General features: G+C 70.7%; 19 protein-coding genes and 1 pseudogene. 10 read left to right on the plus strand and 10 right to left on the minus strand.

Annotated elements, in window-relative coordinates; all coding sequences use genetic code 11:
* Positions 1 to 83: 83 nt before the first annotated feature.
* The 3 genes from KDK95_RS10405 to KDK95_RS10415 all read right to left on the minus strand — a co-directional run bounded on the left by KDK95_RS10405 (position 84) and on the right by KDK95_RS10415 (position 1,706).
* Positions 84 to 482 carry a hypothetical protein gene (locus tag KDK95_RS10405; RefSeq protein WP_212517868.1) on the minus strand — a complete coding sequence of 133 codons (399 nt, stop codon included), beginning with the start codon at positions 480 to 482 and terminating at the stop codon, positions 84 to 86.
* Between the two features lie 187 nt (positions 483 to 669).
* Entirely contained in the window at positions 670 to 870 is a 201-nt protein-coding gene (locus KDK95_RS10410) for a DUF397 domain-containing protein (RefSeq protein ID WP_212517869.1), read from the minus strand.
* Entirely contained in the window at positions 870 to 1,706 is an 837-nt protein-coding gene (locus KDK95_RS10415; RefSeq protein ID WP_212517870.1) for a helix-turn-helix domain-containing protein, read from the minus strand. The genes KDK95_RS10410 and KDK95_RS10415 overlap by 1 nt, the downstream gene beginning before the upstream one ends.
* A 246-nt stretch (positions 1,707 to 1,952) precedes the next feature.
* Here KDK95_RS10415 and KDK95_RS10420 point away from each other — a divergent pair, with 246 nt between their 5' ends.
* Both KDK95_RS10420 and KDK95_RS10425 read left to right on the plus strand, forming a co-directional pair.
* On the plus strand, positions 1,953 to 2,234 hold the full coding sequence (locus KDK95_RS10420) for a hypothetical protein (protein WP_212517871.1): 282 nt from the start codon (positions 1,953 to 1,955) through the stop codon (positions 2,232 to 2,234).
* Positions 2,235 to 2,303: 69 nt separating this feature from the next.
* Complete coding sequence (locus tag KDK95_RS10425) at positions 2,304 to 3,431, plus strand: winged helix DNA-binding domain-containing protein (RefSeq protein ID WP_212517872.1); 1,128 nt, start codon at positions 2,304 to 2,306, stop codon at positions 3,429 to 3,431.
* 36 nt (positions 3,432 to 3,467) lie between these two features.
* Here KDK95_RS10425 and KDK95_RS10430 read toward each other — a convergent pair whose 3' ends face one another.
* Positions 3,468 to 4,268 (minus strand): NRDE family protein, encoded by an 801-nt coding sequence (locus KDK95_RS10430; protein ID WP_307844301.1) that lies wholly within the window; start codon positions 4,266 to 4,268, stop codon positions 3,468 to 3,470.
* Between the two features lie 45 nt (positions 4,269 to 4,313).
* Between KDK95_RS10430 and KDK95_RS10435 the strand changes: the two genes are divergently transcribed.
* The gene (locus KDK95_RS10435) at positions 4,314 to 4,964 is read left to right on the plus strand and encodes a LysR family transcriptional regulator substrate-binding protein (RefSeq protein WP_212517873.1); all 651 of its coding nucleotides are present in this window, start codon (positions 4,314 to 4,316) and stop codon (positions 4,962 to 4,964) included.
* A gap of 43 nt (positions 4,965 to 5,007) precedes the next feature.
* Here KDK95_RS10435 and mraY read toward each other — a convergent pair whose 3' ends face one another.
* Positions 5,008 to 6,066 (minus strand): phospho-N-acetylmuramoyl-pentapeptide-transferase, encoded by a 1,059-nt coding sequence (mraY, locus tag KDK95_RS10440; protein WP_212517936.1) that lies wholly within the window; start codon positions 6,064 to 6,066, stop codon positions 5,008 to 5,010.
* A 131-nt stretch (positions 6,067 to 6,197) separates the two neighbouring features.
* On the opposite strand from mraY, the gene KDK95_RS10445 reads away from it, so the two are divergent.
* Both KDK95_RS10445 and KDK95_RS38185 read left to right on the plus strand, forming a co-directional pair.
* A complete protein-coding gene (locus KDK95_RS10445; protein WP_212517874.1) occupies positions 6,198 to 6,977 on the plus strand; it encodes a GntR family transcriptional regulator in 780 nt (259 codons plus the stop codon).
* A gap of 7 nt (positions 6,978 to 6,984) precedes the next feature.
* Positions 6,985 to 7,152, plus strand: a pseudogene (locus KDK95_RS38185) (gamma-butyrobetaine hydroxylase-like domain-containing protein); the annotation flags it as partial.
* Here the strand turns inward: KDK95_RS38185 and KDK95_RS10455 are convergent.
* The gene (locus tag KDK95_RS10455) at positions 7,137 to 7,463 is read right to left on the minus strand and encodes a hypothetical protein (protein WP_212517875.1); all 327 of its coding nucleotides are present in this window, start codon (positions 7,461 to 7,463) and stop codon (positions 7,137 to 7,139) included. The pseudogene KDK95_RS38185 and the gene KDK95_RS10455 overlap by 16 nt on opposite strands.
* Positions 7,464 to 7,570: 107 nt before the next feature.
* Here KDK95_RS10455 and KDK95_RS10460 point away from each other — a divergent pair, with 107 nt between their 5' ends.
* Together KDK95_RS10460 and KDK95_RS10465 are read left to right on the plus strand one after the other, a co-directional pair.
* Positions 7,571 to 8,650, plus strand: a complete 1,080-nt coding sequence (locus tag KDK95_RS10460) for a TauD/TfdA family dioxygenase (protein WP_212517876.1) — start codon at positions 7,571 to 7,573, stop codon at positions 8,648 to 8,650.
* Between the two features lie 60 nt (positions 8,651 to 8,710).
* Positions 8,711 to 9,511 (plus strand): hypothetical protein, encoded by an 801-nt coding sequence (locus tag KDK95_RS10465; protein ID WP_212517877.1) that lies wholly within the window; start codon positions 8,711 to 8,713, stop codon positions 9,509 to 9,511.
* A gap of 16 nt (positions 9,512 to 9,527) precedes the next feature.
* Here KDK95_RS10465 and KDK95_RS10470 read toward each other — a convergent pair whose 3' ends face one another.
* The 3 genes from KDK95_RS10470 to KDK95_RS37385 all read right to left on the minus strand — a co-directional run bounded on the left by KDK95_RS10470 (position 9,528) and on the right by KDK95_RS37385 (position 13,043).
* Positions 9,528 to 10,511 (minus strand): NADPH:quinone oxidoreductase family protein, encoded by a 984-nt coding sequence (locus KDK95_RS10470; protein ID WP_307844302.1) that lies wholly within the window; start codon positions 10,509 to 10,511, stop codon positions 9,528 to 9,530.
* Between the two features lie 62 nt (positions 10,512 to 10,573).
* A complete protein-coding gene (locus KDK95_RS10475; RefSeq protein ID WP_212517878.1) occupies positions 10,574 to 12,409 on the minus strand; it encodes an acyl-CoA dehydrogenase in 1,836 nt (611 codons plus the stop codon).
* A 1-nt stretch (position 12,410) separates the two neighbouring features.
* On the minus strand, positions 12,411 to 13,043 hold the full coding sequence (locus tag KDK95_RS37385; protein ID WP_212517879.1) for an HAD family hydrolase: 633 nt from the start codon (positions 13,041 to 13,043) through the stop codon (positions 12,411 to 12,413).
* Between the two features lie 112 nt (positions 13,044 to 13,155).
* Here KDK95_RS37385 and KDK95_RS10485 point away from each other — a divergent pair, with 112 nt between their 5' ends.
* Both KDK95_RS10485 and KDK95_RS10490 read left to right on the plus strand, forming a co-directional pair.
* Positions 13,156 to 13,743 carry a TetR/AcrR family transcriptional regulator gene (locus tag KDK95_RS10485; RefSeq protein WP_212517880.1) on the plus strand — a complete coding sequence of 196 codons (588 nt, stop codon included), beginning with the start codon at positions 13,156 to 13,158 and terminating at the stop codon, positions 13,741 to 13,743.
* Between the two features lie 28 nt (positions 13,744 to 13,771).
* Entirely contained in the window at positions 13,772 to 14,845 is a 1,074-nt protein-coding gene (locus tag KDK95_RS10490) for an alpha/beta fold hydrolase (RefSeq protein ID WP_212517881.1), read from the plus strand.
* 121 nt (positions 14,846 to 14,966) lie between these two features.
* Here KDK95_RS10490 and KDK95_RS10495 read toward each other — a convergent pair whose 3' ends face one another.
* Positions 14,967 to 18,239, minus strand: coding sequence for a lectin (locus tag KDK95_RS10495; RefSeq protein ID WP_212517882.1), 3,273 nt, complete (start codon positions 18,237 to 18,239; stop codon positions 14,967 to 14,969).
* Between the two features lie 219 nt (positions 18,240 to 18,458).
* Between KDK95_RS10495 and KDK95_RS10500 the strand changes: the two genes are divergently transcribed.
* Positions 18,459 to 19,811 (plus strand): ricin-type beta-trefoil lectin domain protein, encoded by a 1,353-nt coding sequence (locus KDK95_RS10500; protein ID WP_212517883.1) that lies wholly within the window; start codon positions 18,459 to 18,461, stop codon positions 19,809 to 19,811.
* Positions 19,812 to 19,834 lie beyond the last annotated feature (23 nt).

The following is a 19,834-nucleotide window of genomic DNA, read 5'->3' on the forward strand; positions in this document are numbered from 1 at the left end:
CGCCCAACGCGTGGCTGCCAGCGAACTGGAGGCGCGTCGGCGGCCTGCGGGGCGGTCAGAAGCTCGGAGTCCGTCACGTCACGTCACGCGTGCCAGGGCTCACCTTCGACGTCGGACTGTTGAATGAGAAACGCCGCGACGGCAGAGGCGGCGATGAGTAATGCGGCGAGATTCATGGTGGTTACGACGCCCAGGCGCTGGCCGGCGACGGAGCCTATGAGCATGCCGAGCAGGGTGGCGGCGCCCTGGAGTGCCAGGTAGACGGAGCTGACGCGGCCTTGGATGCGGTCCGGCGTGCGGCGGGTGATGGCGGTGTCGCCGCTCAGTAGGAGGAACGCGCCGACTCGGACCAGGCGAACGTCCCGGAAGATGAAGCGTTGCGGTTCGGCGTCGTCGGCCAGGGCGCGGTAGACAGGGAGCGCGCTGTCGAGGTCGTCGACGAAGACTCTGGCCAGCACGCCGAGGATGTTCGGTGAGGTCATGTCGTCGAAGCGGACGTCGCCTCGGCGATATTCCCCCTCTCACGCAGACAACCCCGGGAGACGGGGCTCGCACGGGGTCGCTGTCGCGGGGAGATACAGCACGCGAGGCAATTCGCGGATCTGTAAAGCAGTGAATCGATATGACGGTGAACGATATATCACTGGGCAATTCGAACCAGGAGCCGGACTACGCCTCGACGGGGTCGAACTCGCCGTTGTTCACGCCGGCCAGGAAGGCTTCCCACTCGGCGTGGGTGAAGGACAGCACCGGGCCGCTGCCGCCGTCCTTGGTGTCCCGCACCAGGAAGCCGTCCTCGGTCTCCATCACTTCGACGCAGTTGGTGCCGCCGTTGGAGGCGACGGCCTTGTGCCACTCGTTGATGCGCATCAATCCAACTCTCTGATTCTTCGTTCGATCATCTTGCTGCTTTCCCGCTCCGTCAGCGCGGCCGCCTCGAGGCGTTCGATCTCGCGGCGGGCCTGGCGGAGCTCAATGGGGTCCTCGGTGAACGGGGTGCCCCACTGGGTCTCGGAGAACACGACGGCGGGGGCCGAGCCGCCCGACTCGAACAGGTCGACCGGGTATATCGGGATCGGGTGGGCGAACGGGATGACGCGCACGCTCACATTCCGCCGCTCGGCCATCGTGCACAGGTGGGTGAGCTGGCCGCGCATCACGTCGGGGCCGCCGAACTGCCAGTGCAGTACGGACTCGGCGATCAGCGCGGTGAGGTGGATCGGTTCCGGCTCGTCGAGGCGGCGCTGGCGGCGCAGCCTGACCTCGTAGTCGGCGTCGTTGCGGTCGGGGTCGCGGACCGGGCCGATGGAGAGGATCGCCTTGACGTAGTCGCTCGTCTGCAGGAGCCCGGGCACGAACATCGTCTGCACGGACCACGCGCGCGCCGCGTCGGCCTCGTAGGCGAGGAACTCCAGGAAGGTCGGACTCAGCCAGCGCTCGTAGCGGCGCCACCAGGCGTCGGCGATGCTGTCCCTGGCCATCTCGCACAGCCGGTCCACGTCGGCGTCGTCGACCTCGTAGAGCGCGGCGAGCAGCCGCACGTCGAGGGGATTGAGCTTGCTCACGCCGTTCTCGCCGCGGGAGATCTTCGCGATGCTCCAGCCGGTGCGCTCGGCCACGTCGCGCACCGAGTAGCCGCGCGCCTTGCGCAGCCGGGAGAGTTCGTCGGCGAGGGCCTTCTGCGTCCAGCTGGCCGTGAACGGCACCGCGATCCACTCCCTTCCCCGTCGGCTCCCGGAAAGCGTGCCCCCGCGATCGCGCGTCTGGACGAGTGATCTAGCCAAGCCCGGGTAATTTAATGAAACGTCACTTGTAACGTTCCGCGTAACTGAGCAAGCCGAATCCGTCACCCTCCGTGAGGACGCGGGCGGATCTGACGCCACGTTAGCATCCCGTCGGAGGCCCGGCGCAAATGAGCACCGACTCCCCATCCGCACCAAGGATTGATTCCAGTGAACGAGAACCTCACCTCCGGGCAGCTGCTCGCGCGGGTGCGCAGGGAGATCTTCGCGGCGCGCACGCGCGAACTCCCCTGGGAGTACCGCGTCGACTGGGTGCGCCGGGGCGAGACGCCCTTCCCGGCCTACTCGATCGGCCGCGCCGAGACGGAGTCGCACGCGCTGCGGACCGCTCGGATCCTGCTGCGCAACGCGACGGAGTCGGCGGACCCGCGGGCCGTCGCCGCCTGGATCAAGGGGCCGGGCGACGACGATTACCGGCAGGTGACGCTGTAGCCGCGCTGTAGCCGCGGACGCGCGTGCACCCTCGTAGGCTCCTCGCGGGCGGACACCGATAATCGAGGCGTGCCCACAACGCCACCAACCCTGAGTCGCAGAGCGCTGAACCGTGCGACGCTCTGCCGCCAATTGCTGCTCGATCGCGGCACCGGCCGCCCGTACGACGTGATCCACGCGCTCGCCGGGATGCAGGCACAGGCTCCGCTCGCCCCACACGTCGGCCTGTGGACCCGCCTGGCGCGCTACTCCCCCGCCGAGCTCGACGAGCTTTACGACGGCCGCCGCGTCGTGCGCTCGAATCTGATGCGCGCCACGGTCCATCTCGTCACGGCGGACGACGCCCTCGCCTGGCAGGGCCTCGTCGGCCCGGTCGGTGCGCGCTCGGTGCAGGCCGCGTTCGGCAAGAGGCTGATCGGGATCGACCTCGACGAGCTGACCTCGGCCGCCCTCGAACTGCTGACCGAGGCGGAGCTCAGCACCGCGGAGCTCGGCCGGCAGCTCGTCCGGCGTTTCCCTGGCTACGACGCGGACGCTCTGGCGTACGGCGCCCGCGGCCGGCTCGCGCTGATCCACGTGCCGCCGCGCGGGAAGTGGAGCGCGAGCGCGCCGACGCGGCAGACGACGTTCGCCGCGTATCTCGGCCGCGAACCGCAGGACGCGCCGTCACCCGATGGGATGTTCCTGCGCTACCTCGCGGCCTACGGGCCGGCGTCCGTGCAGGACGCGCAGACGTGGTCGGGGCTCACCCGGCTCTCCGAGGTCGCGGACCGGCTCGGCTCGAAGCTGGCCACCTTCCGGGGGCCGGACGGCCGGTTGCTCTACGACCTGCCTGACGCGCCGCGCCCGTCCGAGTTCGTGCCGGCTCCGGTGCGCTTCCTGCCCGAGTACGACAACCTGTTCTTCGGATACGCGGACCGCACCCGCTTCATCCCGGACCTGCGCAAGCCGCCGATCCCGCCGGGCAACGGCGCGCGGACCGGGACGCTGTTCGTCGACGGCGAGTGGCGCGGCATGTGGAAGATCACGCTGACGAAGAAGGGCAAAGCGGGCCCGGATCCCGACTCGGCGGTGCTGGCCGTCTCGCTGTTCGAGAAGGTGAGCACGGATGATCGCGCAGCGATCGAACGTGAGGGAGCGGAGCTCGCTCGCTTCATCGCCGGGCCGGGAGTCGGCACGTCTGTCGAGGTCGGTTAGAGCGGTCACGCGGTGGCGGGTCATGCCGTCACCCGTTTATCTCACCGGCACCTCGAGCCATTCGCCCGCCAGCGGGGCCGGGTTCAGGTCGTACCGGACGCCGTCGGCGCCCAGCGCGACCAGCGACACCGACGTCGTCATCCAGACGCCCGCGTCCCCGCCCCAGTCGTGCCGGCCGATCAGGGCACGGACATCGTCGACGTCCAGGCCGTCGCCGTCCGCGAGCCGCATCCAGCCGTCCCAGGCGGCGCGGGTCGGCACGCCGGGGCCGGGAGCCGGCTCGGGGCGCGGCGCGGCCTGCAGCAGGGGCCTGAAATGCCTGATCCGCGCCTCGATCAGCGTCACGGCGCGCTCCGGCGCGGTCGGCAGCCGGTCGTCCTCGACCTCGAGGCCGCGGTTCGAGACGAGGTGCGTGCCGGGTTCCAGCTTGCGGTCCGCCAGGGTCCGGCCGTCCCACGTCAGCATGCTCATCCCGTCCGCCTCGCCGATCAGCAGGTGGAAGGGGTCGTAGCGGGTCAGGTCGAGGTCGCCGACGTACCCGCCGGGCGACGCCGCGATCAGCGGAAGCTCCCCGCGGGTGAGCCGTCGCTCGGGGCTCGCGAAAGTGCCGAAGGCGTTGAGCAGGCAGGCGACGCGCGGACCGGCGGACCCGTCACCCGGCCGCACCGCGAGCCAGGTGCCGCCGGCGCGCTCGTCCCGCCCGCCGACCAGCGACGGCCGGTTCGGCCAGTGCCGCGCGGGCAGCCGCCAGGCGCGATCGACGAACTCGTCCCGGGCGAACAGCAGCAGAACGGGTACGCGGCTGCCCGGATCAACGCTGATAAGTGCGGTACACACGCGCGCCTCGTCATTCCATAGGTTCGTGGGCCCTAGCGTAGGTCCATGATTCCCAGGGACGCGATCCGGGTAACGACCGGCGCGACGAGTGTGCGCAACGTCATGGCCGAAGCCGTCGTCGAGTTCCGTTTCCGCAACCCGCGGGCGGACCTGCGGATCTCGACTGCCGCGTCGAGCCGGGAGTGCGTCGAGACGCTGGTGACGGGCGCGGCGGACCTGGCGTGGATCACGCTGCCTGAGCCGGGAGCCGGGCGCAGGCCGGGCGTGGAGCACGTGCCGGTGCTCGAGCTCCCGTGGGTGCTCGCGATGCGGGCCGGCGAGATCTACGCGGACCGCGCGTGGGTCGAGGTGGCCGAGCTGTCCGGCCTGAGCCTGGTCCGTCTGCCCGAGGAGTCGATATCGGGCGCACGTCTCGCCGCCGCGCTGGCGGACGTCACGCTGGCCGACGACGCGGGGCACGGCGACTGGGACACCGCGCTGCTGCTCGCGGAGCTCGGCGTGGGCCACGCGGTCGTTCCCCGTCTACCGGGTCCGCCGCCCGGCGATACCGCGCTCCGGCTAGTCCAGCTGCGGGGTCTTGCGCCGCTCACCGTCGGCTGGGCGTTCCGTGCCAGGGACGTGCCAGGTCCGGCGGCGCGTGCCTTCGCGGAGACGGTCAGCCGCGGTTGCCGGATGCGGGCCGTGTACCAGGGCTGAGGCCGCCTGCCGGCGGCAGCCGGAGGCACCGGGAGGGCGCGCATCACCAGTGCGCTTCGAAGCCGCCGTAGAACAGGCCGATACCGGTCATCATGCAGAGTCCTGAGATGATCCAGAACCGGATGGTCACGTTCACCTCGGGCCAGTCCAGCTCGAAGTGGTGGTGGATCGGCGCGATCTTGAAGACGCGCTTGCCGTGCCGCAGCCTGAACGAGCCGACCTGGATGATGACGGAGAACAGCTCCATCAGGAACAGGCCGCCGATGACCGCGGCGAGCGCCTCCGTGCGGGTGCAGATGGACAGGCCGGCGAAGGCGCCGCCGAGGGCGAGCGAACCGGTGTCGCCCATGTAGATCTTCGCCGGAGACGCGTTCCACCAGAGGAAGCCGAAGCAGGCGCCCATGACCGACGCGGCGACGATCGCGAGGTCGAGCGGATCGCGGACCTGGTAGCAGCCGGCGGCCGCGGCGCGACCGCAGCTCTGGCCGTACTGCCAGACGCCGATCACGACGTACGCCGCGAAGGCCATCGCCGCGGCGCCGCTCGCCAGCCCGTCCTGGCCGTCGGTGAGATTGACGGCGTTGGACCAGCCCGCGGTGAGGATGTAGCACCAGAGCACGAACACCGGGCCGATGCCGAGCCAGCTGACGTCGTGCAGAAAGGAGATGTGGTCGCTCGCCGGGGTGAGGCCCATCGCGTCGCGGAAGTGCAGCGCGAGCAGCGCGAACGCGATCGTGACGGTCCACTGGCCGACGAGCTTCGCCTTGGCCCGCAGGCCGAGCGAGCGACGGTTCCGGATCTTGATGAAGTCGTCGACGAAGCCGACCAGCCCCATGCCGACCATCAGCAGCAGTACCAGCAGCGCCGAGGGCGTCGGGGCCTTCCAGGTCACCAGCTTCGCGAGGAAGTACGCGACGACGGTGGAGAGCACGATCACCATGCCGCCCATCGTCGGCGTGCCGCGTTTGACCAGGTGGCTCTTCGGCCCGTCCTCGCGGATCTCCTGGCCGTAGCCGCGCCGCGTGAACAGCCGGATCGCGATCGGCGTCCCGGCCAGGGAGCAGATCAGCGCGATGACGGTGGCGTACAAGACCGCTCGCATCATGGTGCGGGCCCCCTCCGGCTCGACAGGTGTGCGTCATCGTAGAGGGGCGTCGGCGGTCTGTGCGTGGACAGCTTGTACGGCCAAGCAGTAGCTTGTACCTACAAGTGGGCCGCGAGGGGGTTTCGCCGATGACGGCGCTGTACCAGGATGTCGCGCTGCGGCTGCGCCGGGCGATCAGCGACGGGACGTACCCTCCCGGCTCGCAACTGCCGTCCGAGCACGAGCTCGCCGAGTGGTTCGGCGTGGCCCGCAGCACGATCCGGCACGCGCTGGCGATGCTCGGCGAGGACGGCGTCGTCGCCTCGCACCGGGGAGCGCGGCGGACGGTGCTGGCCGTGCCGCGGCTGCAGAACTTCGGCGAGCTGCGCTCGTTCTCGCTCTGGGCGCGGTCGATCGGGGCGGAGCCGAGCGGACGCGTCGAGCTCCTCGAACGGCGAGCGGCCACGGAGGTCCAGGCACGTGAGCTGGGCCTGTCCGCGGACGATCCCGTGATCTACGTCGTGCGCGTGCGGCTGCTCGACGGCAAACCGGTGATGATCGAGCGCACGGCGTACGTGGAGCGCGCGGGCCTGCTGCTGTCCTTCGTCGACCTCGAACGCGAGTCGATCAGCGAACGGCTGGAGGAACACGGCATCGTGTTCGCGCACGCAGAGCACACGATCGACGCCGTCAACGCCACGCCGGACGACGCCCGGCTCCTCGCCATCGAGCCGGGCCTCGCGCTGTTGCGTGAGCGGCGCCGGGCCACGGATCCGCGCGGGCAGGCCCTGGAGTGGTCCGAGGACCGCTACGTCGGCGACGCCGTCGCCTTCACCATCCGCAATTCCATCGCCCTCTCGCCGCTGGTGCGCGACCGGGCCGCCACGCCGGAAACCGCCGCCGCATCGACGACCAACTCAGGGAACTGACGACAGCATGCACGAGGACCCGCACGAGGACTACCCGGCCGCCGTCTGGCTGCGCGACAACTGCCCCTGCGAACAATGCGTCGTCCCCGGCAGCGGCCAGAAGTTGTTCGGGATCACGGATCTGCCGCGGCCGGAGGATATCCGGATCGAGCGGGTCGATCAGGATGCCGACGGCGGCGTGACGTTCGTGTTCGCCCCGGACGGGCACGAGTCGCGCTTCGACGCCGGCTGGCTCGCGGGCAGTCGGCCGGGCCGGCGCCTGCCGTACGACGATCGGGCCGAGGACGCGAAGACCCTCTGGCAGGCCGCCGACTTCGCGGGCGGCGTGCCGTCGAGCGGATGGAACGCGTTCGCGAACGATCCCGCGACGCAGGCCGAGTGCCTGGAATCCCTGCTCACCAAGGGGTTCTTCCTGCTGCGCGGCGTGCCGGCACGGGAACGGACCGTGCTCTGCGTCGCCGAGGTCTTCGGCTTCGTGCGCGACACGAACTACGGGGACCTGTTCGACGTCCGGGTCGAGCAGGATCCGGCGAACCTGGCGTTCACCGCGCTCCCGATCCACGCCGCACACGGACAATCCGTACCGCGATCCGGTGCCGACGATCCAGCTGCTGCACTGCCTGGCGAACGCCGCCGAGGGCGGCGATTCCGGGCTCGTGGACGGCTTCCACGCGGCGGCGACACTCCGCCGCGAACAGCCGGACGCCTTCGGCATCCTCACCCGCACGCCCGTGACGTTCCGCTACCGCGACGCCGAGGCAGAGCTCACCGCGACCAACCCGCTGATCGGGCTCGACGCGCTGGGCCGGATCAAGCAGATCCGCTTCAACAACCGCTCCATGCGGCCGATCGCGACAGCCACTGCCGACGGGATCACGCCGTTCTACGCGGCGTACCGGGCGTTCGCCGAACTGCTCTACCGCGACGAGGCGCGCCTCGACCTCCGGCTGGAGCCCGGCGACTGCGTCGTCTTCGACAACACGCGCATACTGCACGCTCGCACCGGATTCACCGCGAGCGGGCATCGTCACCTGCAGGGCTGCTACGCCGACCTCGACGCCGCCGCAAGCACGCTGGCCGTACTCCGGCGCTCGCTACACCAGGGATATCCGACCATGAATCAGAGTATTGTCGACGTGCTCGCGCGGCTGTTCGCCGAGCAGGGCGGGAACGAGTACCTCGGCGAGCCGGTGACGCAGGCCGAGCACATGCTGCAGGCCGCCGCGTGCGCCGAGGCCGCAGGTGCCGAGCCGTCGCTGGTCGCGGCGGCGCTGCTGCACGACGTCGGCCACTTCACCGGCGAGATCAGCGGGCACGAGCTGATGGCGGGCACGGACAACCGGCACAGCCACTCCGGCGCCGACTGGCTGGCCGCCGCCCGGTTCCCGGAGACGGTGACGGAGCCGGTCCGGCTGCACGTCGCGGCGAAGCGCTACCTGTGCGCCGTCGAGCCCGGCTACTTCGACCTGCTGTCCGAGGCGTCCGTGTTCACGCTCGGCGTGCAGGGCGGCCCGATGGACGCCGACGAGGTCGCGGAGTTCGAGCGCGGCGGATACGCGCAGGCCGCCGTGGCACTGCGTCGCTGGGACGAGGCGGCCAAGGACCCCGGGGCGCGGGTGCCCGGGTTCGATCACTACCGTCCGCTGCTCGAGAACCTGCTGAGCCGTCGGTAGCCCCCGATGCGCGCCGGCCGCGGGATTCGGCCCGGGCCGCGGCCGATAGGGTTTGTCGCCATGACCGCATCCTCGTCAACCGTTTCCGCCGCCGAACCCGGCGATCACGTGCTCGCCGCGCGGCGGCTGCGCGACTTCAGTTTCGCGCAGGTGATCCTCCTCGTCCTGCAGACCGTGCTCGGCATGCGGGTGAACCTGTTCGTCCAGGTGCCCGCGGGCGACCAGGGCAAGGGGCTGCTCTCGTCGTTCGGCGACGCGATGAGCAAGGGGCCGGCCGAGATCGCCGCGCACGCCGGCTTCGGCCTGCTCGTGTTCATCAACGCGTGCCTGCTCGTGGTGTTCTCGCTGACCGTGCGCGGCGTGTGGATCAAGATCACGTCGCTGATCGGCTGGCTGGCCATCGCGGGCGCGGCCGTGTCCGGGGCGGCGTTCGTCAACGACACCCCGAACACGAGCTCGGCCAACGACGCCTCGTTCGCGATGGCGCTGCTCACGATGGTCGCGCTGACCTGCTACGCCTGGAACCTGTTCGCCACCCCGCGCATCGAGACCGAGGCACCGGCCGCGCCGGCCGCGACGACGGAGACCGCGGCGGCCACGACGTCCGAGGCAGAGGCCACGAGTGAGCCCGCGGCCGGGGCCGAGAGCGGGAGCGAAGTCAAGGGCGGGACCGACGCCGAGATCGAGAGCGAGGGCGAGGGCGAAAAGGAGTCTGGGGCCGAATCCAGCGACCCCGAGCGTCGATCCGAGACGAGCGCGGAGCCGGCCACAGAGCCCGCCACCGACGCCGAGCCCGGGTCCGAGACGAGCGCCGAGTCCAGGGCCGACTCCGTGTCCGAGCCCGAGGTGACCGAGTCCTGACGGACTACGGCTACGGCTACGGCAGTACGACGACGCGGCCGGTGGTCTCGCCCCGGCCGAGCGCCGTCAGGCCGTCGACCGCCTGCTTCACCGGGACCCGCTCGCTGACGAGGGGCTTGATGCCGCCGCTGTCGGCGAGCGCCACCAGGGCCTCGTGCGCGGCCCAGACCGCGCCGGGGTCCTTCTGCTTGTACAGGCCCCAGTGCAGGCCGAGGATCGAGTAGTTCTTCACCAGCGCGTGGTTCAGGGCCGGCGCCGGGATGTGGCCGCCGGCGAAGCCGACGACCACGATCCGGCCCTCGAAGCCGATGCACTTCGCCGAGCCCGTGTAGGCGTCGCCGCCGACCGGGTCGAAGGCGACGTCCACGCCGCGGCCCTCGGTGTACTTCTTGACGGCCGCGATGAAGTCCTCGGACTTCCGGTCGATCACCAGGTCCGCGCCGAGGCCGCGGGCGATCTCGGCCTTCGCCCCGCCCCCGACGACGCCGATCACGCGTGCGCCGGCCGCCTTCGCGAGCTGCACCGCCGCGCTGCCCACGCCGCCGGCCGCCGCGTGTACGAGCACCGTCTCGCCCTCCTGGAGGCGAGCCCGCCGGTGCAGGGCGAACCAACCGGTCTGGTACGCGATGTGCAGCGCGGAGGCCTCGGCGTCGTCGAGGGACTCCGGCGCGGGGTACGCCTCGGCGGCGGTCATCAGCGTGTACTCGGCGAGTGCGCCGAGCGGCAGGACCGGGTTGCCGACGACGCGCGTGCCGAGCAGCCGCTCGTCCACGCCCGCGCCGAGCCCGACGACCTCTCCGCACAGCTCGACGCCCGGCGTGAACGGCGGTTCCAGCCGGATCTGGTACTGGCCGCGGCACAGCAGCACGTCCGGGAAGTTCAGCGCCGTGGCCCGCACCCGGACCAGCAGCTGCCCCGGGCCCGGCTCGGGCGCCGGGATGTCGGTCAGCGCGAGCACCTGATCCGGCTCGCCGAGCGCGGTGGCCTGCCATGCGTACACGATTTCGCCTTTCCTAGCCTGCTGTCGGTGGTCCGCGTCGAGGGTCCGTGCCGGACGCTGCGTCAGAACGAGCCGTCGGCCACGTCCATCAGCGCGTTGTCGGTCTGCTCCAGCACCGCGCGGCGCGCGCTCAACTCGGGCAGCACGGTCGCGGTGAAGAACTTCGCGCCCGCCAGCTTGCCGCGGTAGAACTCCTCGTCGCCGCCGGCGTCGCCGCCGTCCAGCGCCTTGAGCGCGACCGACGCCTGCCGCAGGAGCAGCCAGCCGATCAGCAGGTCGCCGACGCTCATCAGCAGCCGCGTCGTGTTCTGGCCGACCTTGTAGACCTCCTCGGCCGCGTCCCGCGAGGCCTTGCTCCAGTCCAGCAGCGTCGCGACCATCGCGCGCACGTCGGCGAGCGCGGCGGTGAGCCGGGCGCGCTCGGCGTCCAGCCGCGACTCGCCCTCGACCTCGGTGAGGAAGGCCTCGATCTCGCCGCTCAGCGCGGTCCAGGCGACCTGCCGGTCGCGGGCGATCTTGCGGAAGAAGAAGTCCTGGCCCTGGATGCCGGTCGTGCCCTCGTACAGGGTGTCGATCTTCGTGTCGCGGATGTACTGCTCGATCGGGTAGTCCTGCAGGAAGCCGGAGCCGCCGAAGACCTGCAGGCTGGTGGACAGCAGGGCGTAGGACCGCTCCGAGCCGAAGCCCTTGACCACCGGCAGCAGCAGGTCGTTGACGCTGTGCGCGAGGGCGGAGGCCTCGGCGTCGCCGGCGTCCTCGGCGAGCAGCGCGCGGTCCAGCCACGAGGCCGTGTAGATGTAGAGAGCCCGCAGGCCTTCGGCGTACGCCTTCTGCTGCATCAGCATCGCGCGCACGTCGGGGTGCCGGTTGATCGTCACGCGCGGTGCGGACTTGTCGGCGGCGCGGGTCAGGTCCGGGCCCTGGACGCGGGTGCGGGCGTAGTCGAGCGCGTTGAGGTAGCCGGTGGACAGCGCCGCGATCGCCTTGACGCCGACCTGCATGCGGGCCGACTCGATGACCCGGAACATCTGCGCGATGCCGTCGTGCACGTCGCCGAACAGCCAGCCGACCGCGGGCCGCTCCTGGCCGAACGTCAGCTCGCAGGTGGTGGAGACCTTCAGGCCCATCTTCTTCTCGACGTTCGTCGTGTAGACGCCGTTGCGCTCGCCGAGTTCCCCGGTCTCCGGGTCGAAGTGGTACTTCGGCACGACGAACAGCGACAGGCCCTTGGTGCCGGGGCCGGCGCCCTCGGGCCGGGCGAGCACGAAGTGGACGATGTTCTCCTCCAGGTCGTGCTCGGCGGAGGTGATGAAGCGCTTGACGCCCTCGATGTGCCAGCTGCCGTCCGGCTGCGGGATCGCCCGGGTCACGCCCGCGCCCACGTCGGAGCCCGCGTCCGGCTCGGTGAGCACCATCGTGGCCGACCAGCCGCGCTCGATCATGAGCTCGGCCTCGCGCTTCTGCCGTTCGGTGCCGAAGCGCTGCAGCAGGCCGGCGAACGCGGGGCCGCTGCCGAACATGAAGACGGGGGCCTGCGCGCCCTGGACCAACTCGATGAGCGACCACCACAGCGCCCGCGGCGCCGGGCTGCCGCCGAGCTCGGCGGGGATCTCCAGCCGCCAGAACTCGGCGTCCATGTACGCGCGGTAGGAGCGCTTGAAGCCCTCCGGCATCGTCACGGTGCGCGCCTCGCGGTCGTAGACCGGCGGCTCGCGGTCCGCCTCGGTGAAGGAGGCGGCGATCGGGCCGACGGCCAGCTTCTCGACCTGCGCGAGGATGTCGCGCGCGCCCTCGACGTCGTGATCGCCGAAGGGGCCGCGGCCGAGCGCGTCGGCGGTGTCGAAGACCTCGAACAGGTTGAACTGGAGGTCGCGCAGGTTGCTGCGGTAGTGGCTCATGTCATCTCCTCGGAGCTAGATCGACGGCGAGTAGGTCGCTGAGTCGGTTGAGCGTCTCGTCCACCGAGGTGTGGTGCACGACGGCCATACCGAGCTCTTGGGCGGGCTTGAGGTTGTGGGCCAGATCGTCGACGAAGACGCACTCGTCGGGCCGCAGCCCGAGGGCCTCGGCACCGAGTTCGTAGATCTCTCGCGCGGGCTTGCGCACCTTGGCCTCGCCGGAGATGACGACGCCGGTGAACAGTTCGGCGAACTGCTCGCGCGGATAGCCGCCGGACCCCCAGGAGTTCGAGACCAGCCCGGTGGCGACACCGCCGGCCCGGGCCGCGCGCACGGCGTCGAGCATCCGCGGCTCAGGGCGCGTATCGCGCATCATGCGGCCGATGAGGCCGGCCGGCGGCACGCCGAGCAGCGCGGCGAACCCGCGCTCGAACTCCTCCTCCGGCAGCTCGCCGGTCTCCAGCCCGACGAGCAGCCCGCGGGCGGTCAGATCGGTGCGGAACAGCTGCCGGACGGCGTCCTCCGGCAGCTCTTCGCGGACGCAGAAGGCCGCGAAAGAGGTGAAGACGTCGGTCGTCATGACCCCGCCCCAGTCGACCAGCAGGCCGGGGCGCCCGCGTTCTCGTTGCGACACTGCAAGACTCCTCGGCTAAGCGCTCGCTTAGTATTTCCGGCCCGGCCGGGCGCGTCAAGGGCGGCGCACCAGATCCGTGCCGAAAATAGCACGGACGTGCTTTAATGGGCGCATGGGCAAGGGCGAGCAGACCAGGCTGGCGGTGCTGGAGCAGGCGGCGGACGTCGCCGCGCGGCAGGGCCTGTCCACGCTGACGATCGGGGATCTGGCCACCCGGACCCGGCTGTCGAAGAGCGGGCTGTTCGCGCACTTCCAGTCGAAGGAGGCGCTGCAGCTCGCGGTGCTGGCCTATGCGCGGGACAAGTTCACCGACGAGGTGCTCAGGCCGGCGACGCGCACGCGGCGCGGCGAGCCGCGGGTGCGCGCGCTGTTCGAGCACTGGCTCCGGGTGAGCCAGGAGTCGAACGCGGAGTGCCTGTTCGTCTCCGCCTCGGCCGAGTTCGACGACCAGCCCGGGCCGGTGCGCGACCAGCTGGTCCGCGACCACCGCGACTGCTCGGACTCGATCATCCAGATGTTCCGGACCGGCATCTCCGAAGGCGACTTCCGCGAGGACGCGGACCCCGAGCAGTTCGCCTACGACCTGCACGGCATCATGCTGGGCTTCTTCCACGCGCACCGGCTGCTCGGCGACCCGCGCGCGCCGGAGCACGCCCGCCGGTCCTTCGAGGCGATCGTCGCCGCCGCACGCCGGCACTGAACCACGCACCCACGACAGGAGTCACCCGATGGCCTTGGCGGAGGAAAAAAGCACGACCGTTCGTGCTGAGAAGCCGCGGAACCCGCGCGAGCGCGGCGCCGGCCGGCTGCGCCCGGTCTTCGGGCTGCTGGAGCGATGGGCCCCGGGGCCCGGCTCGTACCTGGCCTGGAAGCTGTGGTCCACCCCGACCCGGCCGGACGCGCGGGCCGTGGCCCGCTCCCGGGAGGGCGGCATGGGCGAGGTCCGCCGGGTGCGGGTCGCGCTGCCGGACTGGACCGGGCGCCGCCCCACGCGGCGCGACGGGACGGCGAAGCCGGCGCGGGCCACGGAGATCGCGGTCGAGCTCCTCGGCCCCGAGGACGGCCCGCTCGTCTACCTGCTGCACGGCTGGAGCGGCTGGCGCGGGCAGTTCTCGCCGATCGGCCGCAGGCTCGCCGAGGACGGCTACCGCGTCGTGCTCGTCGAGGCCCCGAACCACGGCGACTCCGGCCCTGGCGCGCTGGGCGCGAAGCAGAGCCTGCTGCCGGACTTCAGCCTCGCGCTGGCCGCGGTGATCCGCCGGCTCGGCCCGGCGCACGCGGTCGTCGGCCACTCGCTCGGCGCCGCGTGCACGGCATCGGTGCTGCTCGACGGCACGCCGGCGCGGAAGGCCGTCTTCATCGCCCCGCCGATCGACCCGGTCGCCTTCACGAAGGTGCTCGCCCCGATGCTCGGCTTCGGCGAGCGCATCAGGTCCCGCATGGTCGCCATCGGCGAGCGCCGCACCGGCGTCGAGCTCGCCTCGCAGATCCTGCCGCCCCGGCTCCTCGGCCGCACGGACCTGCCGCCCGCCCTCATCGTGCACGACGCCGGCGACGCGGTCGTCCCGGTCGTCAGCGGCCGGAAGCTCGCCGAGAGCTGGCCGCAGGCGCGCATCGTCGAGACCGAGCGGCTCGGCCACAACAGGATCCTGCGCGACGACGAGGTCGCCGCCCTCGTCGCGAAGTTCATCGGGGATGGGTCGCCGGCGGACGCCGCACCCCTGTCGGCCCGCTGCGAGGCCGGCTCCCGCCCCGGTCGCCGCACGGCCGGGGCGGAACAGAGATGCTCATCGGACTTCTAGGCTCCGGCGCGCCTCGGCCCCGGCCGCACCCTGTGCGGGGGCGGGCCGGGGCCGAGGTGCTTCATCCACCTGCTCGCGCGGGGTGACCGCCGCTAGCGGGTGAACGTGCCGGGCGTCACTGTCATTGCGCGAATCCGATCGCGAAGACGTGGAAGTCTCCGTCGGTCGGGCTCGGCAGGGTGACGCTGGCGACCGTCTTGCCCGCCGTGAGCGTTCCGTCCACGGCGAACAGGTAGGTGTTGACGGTCTGGTTCGACGTGCCGCCGTCGGCGTTGCGGTACGTCGTCGAGGCGATCGTCTGGTCGCCGGAGGGGGCGGTCTCGCTGCCCGCGCCGAGCGTCCAGTCGCCGAAGTTCACCGGGATCTGCTGCGTGGTGCCGTCGGTGTAGGTCACCGTCAGCGTTCCGGTGGTTCCCGTCGACGGCGCGTTGGTCGCGCTGCCGAGCAGTCCGATCTTCGTGGCCGTGGTCGGCTGCAGCGGGATGGTCTGGCCGTTCGCCTCGATGTTGTCGAGCGCTCCGGCCTGGACGTTCGGCCACGTGTAGCTGACGCCGTCCGAGGTGATCGTGGCGCCGGGGGTCACGTTCTGCGCGGCGAGGGCGTTGGCGGAGTAGCTGTAGCCGTCTCCGTCGTAGTCGGCCGCGCTGGAGCCGCCGTCCGTCGAGATGCCGATGTTGGTGTAGTACGGCCAGAGCTCGCCGGGCGAGGCGACGTCCACGCTGAGCGTGCTCGGCAGCAGGGACGTGCCGCCGGACGACATCGCGAACGTCACCGGGTACGAGCCCTCCGTCGCACCCGCGGTGACCTTGAGCGCGACGCTCGCGGTCGAGTGCGCCGGGACGGTCAGCGTGCTGGAGGACGGGCTGACGGTCACTCCGCTGCCGCTCTCCGACCACTTCACCGTGGTCGGACTGCTCGTCAGGTTGGACGCGACGAGCTTCGCGCTGCCGCTCCCGCTCGGGGCCAGGATCAGCCCGGAGCCCGGCGAGACCGCGGCGAGAACCGAGGCCTCACCGGTGGAGTCGGACGGCGGCGCGTCGGTCGGCAGGCTCGCCCAGCTGGTGTTCGGGGTGGTGCCCAGCGTGAAGGAGAGCGTTCCGCCCTTGGTGGTGGCGTCCGCCGGTGCGTAGGCGTCGTTCCAGGAGCCGCTGTTCCAGGTGGCCGACTGCACGTACGGGGCCGCGGCCGCGGCGCCCTTGCCGTTGATCGTCAGGGTCTTGCCGCTCGCCAGCTTGACGACGGCCTTCGGGAACAGCGGGCTGCCCAGCGCGAGGGTCGAGGTGCCCGGGGTCTCCGGGTACATGCCGAGCGCGGACCAGACGTACCAGGAGCTCATCTCGCCGAGGTCGTCGTTGCCGGCCAGGCCGGAGGGCGAGTCGGTCCAGATCTGGTCCTGGACCTGCCGCACGTCCTTCTGGGTCTTGTACGGCTGGCCGGTGTAGTCGTACTCCCAGGGCAGTTCGAGGCTGGGCTCGTTGCTGAAGTCCGCCTTGTTGCCGCTGCCGCCGTCGATGCCCGAGAGCACCTGGTCGAGGTACGTGCTCGCGTAGTTGGCCGCGCCGCCGTCGGCCGCCGCGAGCCCGGCGATGTTGAAGGGCACCATGCCCGTGTACTGCCAGGAGCTACCCTCGACGAAGTCGGTGCCGCTGGACGGGTTGAAGCCCGCGAGCCAGGAGCCGTTCGCCAGGCGCGGCTGCATGAAGCCGGAGGCCGGGTTGTAGACGTTGGTCCAGTTGTTCGCGCGGGCCGCGAACTTCGCGTAGTCGGCCTTGTCGCCGGTCGCCTTGGCGAGCGAGGCGATGGCGTAGTCCGCCGAGTCGTACTCCAGCTGGGTGGAGACCGGTCCGTAGAAGTTGCAGCAGCCGTACGTCCCGTCGGCCGGCAGGTAGCCGATCGCGCTGGAACCGCTGATGTAGTTGAGTCCGGGCCGGTCGTCGTTGGTGGTCGTCGCCTCGGCGACCATGTCCTTGAGCGCGGTGGACGTGTCCCAGTCGCGCGCGCCGAAGGAGTAGTAGTCGGCGAGGATCTCGTCCGACGGGTCACCGACCATGACGTAGGTCTCGCCGTTGTTGTTGGACCACTTGGGGAACTCGCCGGTCTGCGCATAGTCGTCGAGCATGGACTCGGCCGTGTCGGAGGCGATCTGAGGATCTATCAACGCCTCGAGCTGGGCCTGCGATCGGTATATGTCCCAGCCCGAGTAGTTGCCGTATACGGCGGCGTGGCCCGAGTCGACTGTGTGCACCTTGCCGTCGAAGCCGGGGTACTGGCCGTTGACGTCGCTGACCACGTTCGGGTGCAGCGAGGCGTGGTAGAGCGCGGTGTAGAACACCGTGTCCTGATCAACGGTGCCGCCCTCGATCCGGATCTGGTCGAGCTGCTTGTTCCAGGCGCTCGCCGCCGCGGCCTTCGTGGAGTTGAAGTTCCAGCCCGGGTTCTCCGCCTTGCGGTTGGCGACCGCGTTCGCGCCGGAGACGTACGAGATGCCGACCTTGGCCTGGACGACCTGGCTGTTCGAGGTGTCGAAGGTGACGTAGCCGTCGTTGACGCTCGAGCCGGCCGCGCTCTTTGACAGCGTTGTCTTCGGCTGCGCGCCGTGGATCGCCGGCTTGTTGGCCGGCTCGGCCGAGTTCTTCGACGCGTCGGTCGCCGCCTTCTTCAGCGTCGCGGCGACGGCGTCGGTCCCGTCCGTGGTGAACGGGTGGTCGAAGACCATGTCGAAGTACACGGTGTACGTGTTCGTCGCGCCGCAGAAGTAGCCGCTGGTCACCGAGCCGCGGACCTCGGTGTCGCTGACCACGTCGAACTGCGTGGCGGAGTCGCCGTTGGCGCTGTCGTTGAGCTTGAAGATCAGGTTGGCCTGCGTGGTGGCCGGGAAGGTGAAGCGGGCCATGCCGGTCCGCGTCGTCGCGGTCAGCTCGGTGGTGACGCCGTTCGAGGTCTGCACCGAGTAGTAGCCGGGCGAGGCGCTCTCGCCCGTGTGCGAGAACGAGTCGTTCGCACCGGTGTCGACGGCGCCGACGGTCGGCAGCACCGGCACGTCGCCCTCGGCCGGGCAGCCCGGTCCGGACATGTGCGTGAGGCTGAAGCCGGTGATCGAGGAATCCGTGTACTCGTAGCCGCCGCCGTCCGGGCGGCTCGGGGTGTCCGGGCTCCACTGGACCATGCCGTAGGGCACGTCGGCGCCGGGGAAGTCGTCCGCGGAGTTGGTCGTCCCGATGAGGGGGTTGACGTAGGAGCCGGGATCGGTGACGAGGGCGTTGCTGGAGATCGCGACGCGGGTCGCGGCCGAGGCGCCCGGCGCGAGGGCGCCGAGACCGAGGGTCACGGCGGCCACGACGGGCACCGCCGCCCGCATCCGGGTTCTGCGACTGAAGGTGGGCAGGGAAGGCATGAGGGTGGTCTCCCAAGGGTCTGACAACGTTGTCATGCTCGCGTGTGACGATCCCGCAGATCTGAGGCCGTGTCAAGGGATCGGGTTCCGGAACCTGCCGCACCAGTTGACTAGACCAATTTTGCGGCGCACGATGCGCCGTAAACGCTTACGGCGCTTCGCAACGCGCGCCGTGCGCGTCACCCACAACACCTCCTTCGAGAAGGCGGGCAAGTCTGCATGCGCATATCCCGTGAAAGATCGACCCGAGCACCCCTCCTCCGCCGCCTCCTGGTCTGGCTCGCCGTCCCCGCCATGGTGGTCGCGCTGACCGACGTCGTCGCGGTCTCCTCCGCCTCCGCGACGACCGTGCCCGGGGCGCCCTCCGGCTGGTCCACCGTGTTCAGCGACAGCTTCGCCGGCTCGTCCGGCAGCGGCATCGACTCGCAGTGGATGTACGACACCGGCCAGGGCGTGTTCGGCACCGGCGAGGTCGAGACGATGACGAACTCGACGTCGAACGTGCACCTCGACGGCAACGGCCACCTCGACATCACCGCGCTCGGCAGCGGCAGCAACTGGACCTCCGGCCGCGTCCAGACCACGACCGCGAACGTCGGCGCCCCGGCCGGCGGCGAACTCGAGGTCACCGCGTCCATCGAGCAGCCCACCGGCGGCGTCGGCTACTGGCCGGCCTTCTGGATGCTCGGCCCGGGCCAGTGGCCGGAGAACGGCGAGATCGACATTATGGAGGACGTCAACTCCCTGTCCGAGCTCTCCGGCACCGTGCACTGCGGCACCGACCCCGGCGGCCCCTGCAACGAGACGAACGGCATCGGCAGCGGCCTCGTCGGCTGCGGCGGCTGCCAGTCGGGCTACCACACGTACACGATGATCCTGAACCGGACGAACACCTCGGCCGAGTCGATCACCTTCTACCTCGACGGCAACGCGTACTTCACCGTCAACGAGTCGCAGATCGGCACCAGCACCTGGCAGGCCGCGTTCGACCACAACATGTCGATCATCCTCGACCTGGCGATGGGCGGCGGCTACCCGAACGGCGTGTGCGGCTGCACCTCGCCGACGAGCAGCACGGCCTCCGGCGGCACGATGAGCGTGGCGTACGTCGCGGCGTACTCCACCTCGGGCTCGTCCTCGGGCGGCGGCGGTGGCGGTGGCGGCACGGGCGGGCAGTGGACCGGCCAGATCACCGGCTACCAGGGCCTGTGCCTGGACGACCGCGGCGCGAGCACCGCGCTGTACAACCCGGTCCAGGTCTACACCTGCAACAACACCGGCGCCCAGCAGTGGACGGTGGTCGAGGCGGGCAGCCTGATCAAGGACTACGGCATGTGCCTCGACATCAACGGAGGCGGCACCGCCGACGGTACGACCGTGGATCTCTACACCTGCAACGGCACCGGAGCACAGGTGTGGATACCGCAGTCGAACGGACAGCTCTACAACCCACAATCGAATAAGTGCCTTGATGATACGAACTACGGCGGTTCCGGTACCCAGCTGCAGATCTGGGACTGCACCGCCAACGACGCGGCACAGGTCTGGACGCTCCCGGCGGGCGCGATCTAGTCCGTGAGCGAACCGTCCCCGTG

Origin of the sequence: Actinospica acidithermotolerans (assembly GCF_018139625.1) — a bacterium.
GTDB classification, from domain to species: domain Bacteria; phylum Actinomycetota; class Actinomycetes; order Streptomycetales; family Catenulisporaceae; genus Actinospica; species Actinospica acidithermotolerans.

Coding starts and splice junctions, on each gene's coding strand:
- KDK95_RS10405 (WP_212517868.1), bottom strand. CDS start 482: ATGACCTCACCGAACATCCTCGGCGTGCTGGCCAGAGTCTTCGTCGAC.
- KDK95_RS10410 (WP_212517869.1), bottom strand. CDS start 870: ATGCGCATCAACGAGTGGCACAAGGCCGTCGCCTCCAACGGCGGCACC.
- KDK95_RS10435 (WP_212517873.1), top strand. CDS start 4,314: ATGATTCCCAGGGACGCGATCCGGGTAACGACCGGCGCGACGAGTGTG.
- mraY (WP_212517936.1), bottom strand. CDS start 6,066: ATGCGAGCGGTCTTGTACGCCACCGTCATCGCGCTGATCTGCTCCCTG.
- KDK95_RS10445 (WP_212517874.1), top strand. CDS start 6,198: ATGACGGCGCTGTACCAGGATGTCGCGCTGCGGCTGCGCCGGGCGATC.
- KDK95_RS10465 (WP_212517877.1), top strand. CDS start 8,711: ATGACCGCATCCTCGTCAACCGTTTCCGCCGCCGAACCCGGCGATCAC.
- KDK95_RS10475 (WP_212517878.1), bottom strand. CDS start 12,409: ATGAGCCACTACCGCAGCAACCTGCGCGACCTCCAGTTCAACCTGTTC.
- KDK95_RS10485 (WP_212517880.1), top strand. CDS start 13,156: ATGGGCAAGGGCGAGCAGACCAGGCTGGCGGTGCTGGAGCAGGCGGCG.
- KDK95_RS10490 (WP_212517881.1), top strand. CDS start 13,772: ATGGCCTTGGCGGAGGAAAAAAGCACGACCGTTCGTGCTGAGAAGCCG.
- KDK95_RS10495 (WP_212517882.1), bottom strand. CDS start 18,239: ATGCCTTCCCTGCCCACCTTCAGTCGCAGAACCCGGATGCGGGCGGCG.
- KDK95_RS10500 (WP_212517883.1), top strand. CDS start 18,459: ATGCGCATATCCCGTGAAAGATCGACCCGAGCACCCCTCCTCCGCCGC.